The 6,697-nt window shown below is 73.3% G+C and carries 8 protein-coding genes and 1 tRNA gene; 3 read left to right on the top strand and 6 right to left on the bottom strand.

Going from position 1 to position 6,697, the window contains the following annotated elements:
• Nucleotides 1-15: 15 nt before the first annotated feature.
• Nucleotides 16-89, bottom strand: a tRNA-Met gene (locus tag ABT116_RS08415).
• A 67-nt stretch (nucleotides 90-156) separates the two neighbouring features.
• Nucleotides 157-1,287 (bottom strand): dihydrofolate reductase family protein, encoded by a 1,131-nt coding sequence (locus tag ABT116_RS08410; protein WP_351629635.1) that lies wholly within the window; start codon nucleotides 1,285-1,287, stop codon nucleotides 157-159.
• Between the two features lie 77 nt (nucleotides 1,288-1,364).
• On the opposite strand from ABT116_RS08410, the gene ABT116_RS08405 reads away from it, so the two are divergent.
• The 3 genes from ABT116_RS08405 (at nucleotide 1,365) to ABT116_RS08395 (ending at nucleotide 3,275) form a co-directional block, all read left to right on the top strand.
• Entirely contained in the window at nucleotides 1,365-1,880 is a 516-nt protein-coding gene (locus tag ABT116_RS08405) for a MarR family winged helix-turn-helix transcriptional regulator (RefSeq protein ID WP_351629633.1), read from the top strand.
• Between the two features lie 134 nt (nucleotides 1,881-2,014).
• Nucleotides 2,015-2,656 (top strand): GTP cyclohydrolase II, encoded by a 642-nt coding sequence (locus ABT116_RS08400; protein ID WP_351629630.1) that lies wholly within the window; start codon nucleotides 2,015-2,017, stop codon nucleotides 2,654-2,656.
• A 118-nt stretch (nucleotides 2,657-2,774) separates the two neighbouring features.
• Nucleotides 2,775-3,275, top strand: coding sequence for a MarR family winged helix-turn-helix transcriptional regulator (locus ABT116_RS08395; RefSeq protein WP_351629628.1), 501 nt, complete (start codon nucleotides 2,775-2,777; stop codon nucleotides 3,273-3,275).
• 462 nt (nucleotides 3,276-3,737) lie between these two features.
• Here the strand turns inward: ABT116_RS08395 and ABT116_RS08390 are convergent, their stop codons facing one another.
• From ABT116_RS08390 to ABT116_RS08375, 4 genes are read right to left on the bottom strand one after another with little or no spacing between them, the layout of a single operon-like run.
• Complete coding sequence (locus ABT116_RS08390) at nucleotides 3,738-4,811, bottom strand: SpoIIE family protein phosphatase (RefSeq protein WP_351629626.1); 1,074 nt, start codon at nucleotides 4,809-4,811, stop codon at nucleotides 3,738-3,740.
• A complete protein-coding gene (locus tag ABT116_RS08385) occupies nucleotides 4,811-5,254 on the bottom strand; it encodes an anti-sigma regulatory factor (protein ID WP_351629641.1) in 444 nt (147 codons plus the stop codon). Before ABT116_RS08385 ends, ABT116_RS08390 begins: the two co-directional genes overlap by 1 nt.
• Nucleotides 5,254-5,667 carry an STAS domain-containing protein gene (locus ABT116_RS08380; protein ID WP_351629625.1) on the bottom strand — a complete coding sequence of 138 codons (414 nt, stop codon included), beginning with the start codon at nucleotides 5,665-5,667 and terminating at the stop codon, nucleotides 5,254-5,256. The genes ABT116_RS08385 and ABT116_RS08380 overlap by 1 nt, the downstream gene beginning before the upstream one ends.
• The gene (locus ABT116_RS08375; protein WP_502983840.1) at nucleotides 5,664-6,575 is read right to left on the bottom strand and encodes an STAS domain-containing protein; all 912 of its coding nucleotides are present in this window, start codon (nucleotides 6,573-6,575) and stop codon (nucleotides 5,664-5,666) included. The genes ABT116_RS08380 and ABT116_RS08375 overlap by 4 nt, the downstream gene beginning before the upstream one ends.
• Nucleotides 6,576-6,697 lie beyond the last annotated feature (122 nt).

Below are 6,697 nucleotides of genomic sequence, written 5' to 3'. Positions count from 1 at the left end.
GCCCTCGGCCTTCAGTAGCGGGGACAGGATTTGAACCTGCGACCTCTGGGTTATGAGCCCAGCGAGCTACCGAGCTGCTCCACCCCGCGTCGTTGTGTCACCAGTGTACGCCATCCGCGGGACAGCTCGCACACACCCGCCGTTCCGGCTCCGTGCTCAGCGCAGCAGGTGGCGGTTCGGGGCCTTTGCCTGCTCCTCGCGCTCCGGGAGGACGAGGACCTCCACCCCCTGAGCCGCCAGGAGGCCGCTGCCGTCGGCGTCCGTCACGAAGGTGTCCGGCTCGCGCCAGGCCGTGACGACCCGTCGGACACCCGCGTCCAGGATCAGCCGGGCGCAGGGGGCCGGGCGGGAGGCGCGGCGGGCGCACGGCTCCAGGCTGCTGTAGACCGTCGCGCCGGGCAGGCGCGGGTCGGCCGGGTCGAGCTTCGCGAGGGCCGCCTCCTCGGCGTGCACCACCGGGTCGCCGGCCTCACGGGAGTGGCCGCGGGCCAGTTCGGTGCCGTCGGCGGCGACCACGACCGCGCCCACGCTGAACGCCGTGTCCGACGGTGGACAGAGCTCGGCCAGTTCACAGGCGCGGGCCAGCCAGTGGTGGTCGGCGGCGGTGGGCAGGGAGCCGGTGCCCGGGGCGGTCGGCTCATAGCGCATCAGGACGACGTCCTCGATCCGCCGCGACTCCAGCAGCCGGAGCCGGCCGCCCTGGTAGCCGCCGGGGCCGAAGAGGCGGGGCGCCCGGGCGTCGCCCACGAAGAGGGGGGCGAGGACCAGCTGGAGTTCGTCGGCGAGGCCCTGGGTGAGGAGCTGGGTGTGGATCAGGCCGCCGCCCTCGACCATGAGCCGCTCGACGCCCAGTACGTCGTGCAGGTGCGTCAGCAGCCGCCGCCAGTCCAGGTCGGCGCCGAGCGGGACGACGTCGGTGGCCAGACCCAGGGCACGGGCGCGTGCGGCGCCCTGGTCGGTCGTGTAGAGGACCTTGTCGCCGCCGGTGTGCCAGAAGCGGGCGTCGGGGTCGAGGTCGCCGGAGCCGCTGACCGTGACCTTGAGCGGATACTCGGGCTTGCCCGCGGCCGTCCGGGCGGACCGGCGCTGCTCCGAGTTCACCAGCAGCCGCGGGTTGTCGGCGCGGATGGTGCCGGCGCCGATCAGGATCGCGTCGACGGAGGCCCGCACCTCGTCGACCCGGTCGAAGTCGGCCGGGCTGGACAGAAGCAGGCGGTCGGGTCCGGTGTCGTCCAGGTAGCCGTCGAGGGAGACGGCGGCGGACAGCAGGACGTACGGGTGAGGCATCGACGCTCCGCGGCTGGTCGGGACGGCGGGACTGGGCAGGGCTTGGTTCAAGTTTGAAACAAACCTACACTGGCGGCATGACGACTCGCTGGCTCACCCCCGAGGAGCAGCGCGCCTGGCGCGCCTACATGGCCGCCTCGCTGCTCCTGGAGGACGCGATCGACCGGCAGCTCCAGCAGGACGCCGGCATGCCACACCTGTACTACTCCATCCTGTCCGTCCTGTCCGAGTCCCCGCAGCGGCGACTGCGCATGACCGACCTCGCGGAGCGGCTGAAGATCACGCGCAGCCGGCTGACGTACGCGGTCACGCGACTGGAGAAGGACGGCATGCTGCGGCGCGAGGCCTGCCGGTACGACAAGCGGGGCAGCGTCGCGGCGCTGACCGACGAGGGTTTCGCCGTGCTGGAGCGCGCGGCGCCCGGGCATGTCGCGACCGTGCGGAGCTCCCTGTTCGACCGGCTCAGCGAGGAGCAGGTGGGTCAGCTGGAGGAGATCTCGGCGGCAATCGCACAGGGGCTGCAGGAGGACGGGGCGCGGGCGGCGGCGGACGAGGTGCCGTGGCGGCGGAGGTCGTCGACGGCCTGTTCGTGACGAGCGTCACACAGAGCCGGATTCTCGTTGCTTCAAATTTCAAGCACGAGTAGGGTTCCGATCGTGGATCTGCTTCAAATCTGAAGCAGATACGGCTGTGCAGCCGAACAGGAAACGGAACCCGGAGGCCCCGCATGCCCGACACCCCCGCCGCCATCGCCACCCCGCGCTCCCGCGTCCGGGTCCCGCTGCGTTTCCACGACGGCTACGAGGCGGACGCCGAGCTCGTCACCTTCCACGGGCTGGCCGACGGCCAGGAGCACGTGGCCGTGGTCCTCGGCGAGCCCGGCCCGGTCCCGCTGGTGCGGCTGCACTCCGAGTGCCTGACCGGGGACGTGTTCGGCTCCGCCCGCTGCGACTGCGGCCCGCAGCTGCGCGAGGCGGTCGAGAGCATCGCCGAGCGCGGCGGGGTGCTGCTCTACCTCCGCCAGGAGGGCCGCGGCATCGGCCTCTACAACAAGCTCGACGCGTACGCCCTGCAGGACCAGGGGCTCGACACGTACGAGGCGAACGCGGCACTGGGGCTGCCGGAGGACGCCCGCGACTACACGGCGGCGGCCCAGATGCTCCGGGCCCTGGGCATCGGCGAACTGGACCTGCTCTCCAACAACCCTGACAAGGCGGGCCAGTTGCGGTCCCTGGGCGTCGGCGTCCGCGAGCGGATCCCCACGGGCGTCTTCACCACCGCCCACAACGTCCGCTACCTGCGCGCGAAAGTCCTCCAGACGCAGCACACGCTGCCGCTCGCCGCGCTGGCGGAGCTCAACGCCGGCTGAGCGGTCACCGGTCCGGCCGGGCACTGAACCGGGCTGCTTGCCCCTCGCTTCCTCGGGTACAGCCTTTGCAAGAGGGTGACCTCATCAGTACCCGGAGCTTTTTGGAAGTGACCGTTTCGTGACCGATCTCGGCGGCCCCGGCAACCACCGGGCGAAGGGACCGGGCGAGGGCCCGGAGGCCGTCGCGGCGCAGATCGCCGATGCCGTGGAGAGTCTGGCGGAGCTGTGGTCGATCGCCGCCCAGGAAGCCTCCCTGCGCCTGTCACCACACCAGTTGCGGGCGCTGCGCACCGTGCAGGCGGCGCCCGGCCTGAACCTGACCGCCCTCGCGGACGGCCTGGACATCGGCCTCCCCACGGCCAGCCGCCTCTGCGACCGCCTGGCGGCGGCGGGCCTCCTGGAACGGACCCCGCACCCCGACACCCGTCGTGAGGTGCAACTGTGGCTCACCTCACACGGGCAGCACGTCCTGCGCGATGTCGCCGACCGCCGCGCCCAAGCCCTGGCCACAGCGCTGGCGGCGATGGAACCGGCCGAACGGGCGGCGCTGAGCAGGGGGTTGCGGGGGTTTCTGGCAGCCCGGGACACGCCGGTACCGGGCGTCGACGGGACCGAGTGAGTGCCGGGAGACGTACGGGCGGCGGATTTCACCGGTCACCGGTGAGTCCGGGCAGCGAGCCCACCGATCGCCGGCGCGCCGGAACGCCCTCAGGCCCCCGAGCCGTGGCGGCCCACACCACCGGCGATTCGCCGGAACGCCGTCAGGCCCCGAGCCATGGCGGCGCACGCCGCCGGTGGTTTCGCCGGAACGCGCTCATGGCGGCGCACACCACCGGCGGTTCCCCGGAACGCCGTCAGGCCCCAAACCGTGGCGCGGCCAGCTCACACCACTTGCAGTTCGCACGAACGCCCTCAGCCCCCTCGCCCCGTGGCGGCGCACACCACCGGCGGTTCCCCGGAACCCGCTCAGGCCCCCGAGCCGTGGCGCGCGGGCCAGCTCACACCACCTGCGGTTCACACGAACGCCCTCAGCCCCCCGCCCCGTGGCGGCGCACACCACCGGCCGTTCGCCGGAACCCGCTCAGGCCCCCGAGCCGTGGCGGCTCACGCCGCCGGCGGTGAGGACCGCCACGCAGGTGTCGTCCCGCACCGGACGGGCCGCGCTCCCCGCGTCCCGGAGGACCACCGCGGCCGCCACCGCCGGGTCGCAGCCGGGCAGTACGCCGTCGTCGGGCGGCGTCCAACGGCTGGGCAGGCCGTCGCTGTGCAGCACCAGCAGACTGTCCGCGTGCCAGGGAACCCGCTGCACGGGCACGGACGCAGGCGCCTGCGCGCCCACGATGCCGGGGTGGGACAGCAGCGGCTTCCACATGCCGTCGGTCCGCAGCCGGGCACCGACGTTGCCGACCCCGGCGAAGCTCAACTGCGCTTGCCGTACATCCAGTTGGGCCACGGCGACGGCCGCACCCCGGGTGGGGCGCAGGGTCCGGCCCAGACTGCGCAGGATCTCGGCCGGCGGCAGCTCCGCCAGGCCGCGCAGCTCCTTCACCGCCGCGGTGGAGGCCTCCGCGGCCTTCGCCCCGTGACCGAGCCCGTCGGCGAGCAGCAGGGTCAGACGGTCACCGGCGCGCACCCGGCCCCAGGCATCCCCGGACTGCTCGGCCCGGCCCAGGGGGACGTTGACACCCCCGGCGCGCGGGCCCGGCGGGGGCGGCCCCTGGTTGCGGACGGCCGGCTCGTGGCCGATCCGGGCCATCACGACGGTGCCCCGGCCCGGCGCGCTGTGCAGATCGAAGTCGTTCGCTATGCGCCGGCACGTCCCGAGCCCGGCTCCGAGCGAGGCGGCGACGGTCGTGGTGTAGCCGTCGCGCATCGCCGCCGCGACGTCCGGGATACCGGGTCCGTGGTCGAGCGAGACGAGCTGCACGGCCGTCCGGGGGCCGTCGTCGTACGCCCGCTCGACGAGGTTGATCAGCACCCGCCCGCCCTCCGCGTGCCGCAGCAGGTTGGTCGCCAGCTCCGTCGCCACGAGCGCGGCGGTCGCGGTGCGGTTCGGGGGCAGGCCGGCGCAGGCACTGGCCTCCTCGGCCGCCACCCGTACGTCCCGCACCCGCGTCGAGTCGTCCTCGACGGGCATGTCCCAGACCCTGCTCATCACGGCACCGTCCGGGTGGGCGGCACGACCGTGGCCCAGGCCGTGACGGTGACGGTGGTCCCCTCACCGGGCCGGCTGTCCACCTCGAACTCCTGCACCAGCCGCTTGGCCCCGCTCAGCCCGAGCCCGAGCCCGCCACCGCTGGTGTAGCCGTCGGTGAGCGCCTGGTCCAGGTCACGGATGCCGGGCCCGTTGTCGACAAAGGCCAGCCGCAGCCCGTGCGACGATCCGGCGTCCAGCGGGGTGATCTGCACATGACCGCCCCCGCCGTGGACGAGGGTGTTTCGGGCCAGCTCGCTCGCCGCGGTGACGAGCTTGGTCTGCTGCACGAGCCCGAAGCCGAGCTCGGCGGCGGCCTGCCGGACCTGCTGCCGCACCCACGCCAGATCGGCGTCCGAGCCGATCGGCAGGGTGGCCGGACCGGCATGGCGGGAAGCCTGCATCATGGACTCCCCTCGCCCCGGCGCGTGGTCACGCCGAGCATCTCCATCGCACGTTCGACGTCCAGGGCCGTCCGCAGGCCGGGCAGGGTGAGCCCCAGCTCGACCAGGGTGATCGCCACCGCCGGGCGCATCCCGGCCAGTACCGTACGGGCCGCCAGCAGCTTGGCTCCGGCAGCGATCTCGGCGAGGACCCGCCCCAGGAAGGAGTCGACGATCTCCACGCCGGAGATGTCGATCACCACCCCGCTCACCCGGCTGTGCGATATCCGGGCCGTGATGTCCTGCTGGAGCTGCTCGGCCATCCCGTCGTGCAACTCGCCCTGGAGGGTGACCAGCAGGACGTCGCCCAGCTGGAGGACCGGCACGGTGAAGCCGTGCCCGCCCACGGGCCCGTGTCCCGCGATCCCGGTCACCGGGTGCCCGCGTCCGCCGCCGCGCCGGCCGCCCTCAGCGGCGCGATCTCGACCCCCTGCCGGCTGAGCGCGTAGGCGAGGGCGTCCTCCAGGCTCGAGCGGGTGAGCACCGTGCCGAGGTCGATGCCCAGGTGGACGATGGTCTGCGCGATCGCTGGCCGGATGCCGGAGACGATGCACTCGGCGCCCATCAGCCGCGCCGCCGCCACGGTCTTCATCAGGTGCTGGGCGACCAGCGAGTCGACCGTGGGCACGCCGGTGATGTCGAGGATGGCGTACCGGGCGCGCTCGGCGACGATCGCGTCCAGCAGGCTCTCCATGACCACCTGGCTGCGCGCGCTGTCCAGCGTGCCGATCAGCGGTACGGCGACGGTGCTCTCCCACAGCTTGATCACCGGGGTGGCCACCTCGTGCAGCTGCTCGCGCTGCCGGGCGATCAGCTCCTCGCCCGCACTGACCGCCGTCTCCATCACGACCAGGCGCAGCGTGCCCATGAGCACCGTCAGCGCCACCACGGCCTCCTGGGCCTCGGGGGCGTACGGCTCCGGGAACTCGGCGCGCAGCAGCTCGGTCACCGGCTCGCGCAGCGCGGCCACCTCGCCGGCGACCCCGTCCGGGTCGGCGCCCGTACGGGCGCGGGAGGCGGCCATCCGGCCCAGCTGGTCGCGCACGGCCTCGAATCCGGACGCCCGGATGTCGTCCAGCCGCCCGGACGCCGCCACGGCCGCCAGCGCCGCCGTCACGGCCCTGCCCGCTTCCACCGCCTCGTCCCGGGACACGGTGAAGACCGTGCGGAACAGCGCGGCGTCCGCCCACCGTTGGGCGATCTGCTCCCGACGCCGTTCCAGGAAGGCACTCACCTGGTATACGGCCGGCTCCTGTTCCGCGTTCTCTTCCGACACCGACACTTGCATCGCTCCCTTGCACGGGCCGGACCGAGGTCGCGCCACGGCGCCTCAGCCGTTACTTGCCGTATGACAAACATTAGTGCCGGCGTACGGCACGACCAAACAATCGCCCACTGTCGCCC

It is taken from the genome of Streptomyces sp. NPDC002130 (assembly GCF_040296465.1).
Classification (GTDB): Bacteria; Actinomycetota; Actinomycetes; order Streptomycetales; family Streptomycetaceae; genus Streptomyces.
The sequence above is the reverse complement of the archived record's forward strand: the minus strand, read 5'-3'. Positions and strand labels throughout refer to the sequence as shown.

Excerpts from the sequence above, each read along its gene's own strand:
- ABT116_RS08410 (WP_351629635.1), bottom strand. The coding sequence starts at position 1,287 with ATGCCTCACCCGTACGTCCTGCTGTCCGCCGCCGTCTCCCTCGACGGC.
- ABT116_RS08405 (WP_351629633.1), top strand. The coding sequence starts at position 1,365 with ATGACGACTCGCTGGCTCACCCCCGAGGAGCAGCGCGCCTGGCGCGCC.
- ABT116_RS08400 (WP_351629630.1), top strand. The coding sequence starts at position 2,015 with ATGCCCGACACCCCCGCCGCCATCGCCACCCCGCGCTCCCGCGTCCGG.
- ABT116_RS08390 (WP_351629626.1), bottom strand. The coding sequence starts at position 4,811 with ATGAGCAGGGTCTGGGACATGCCCGTCGAGGACGACTCGACGCGGGTG.
- ABT116_RS08385 (WP_351629641.1), bottom strand. The coding sequence starts at position 5,254 with ATGCAGGCTTCCCGCCATGCCGGTCCGGCCACCCTGCCGATCGGCTCG.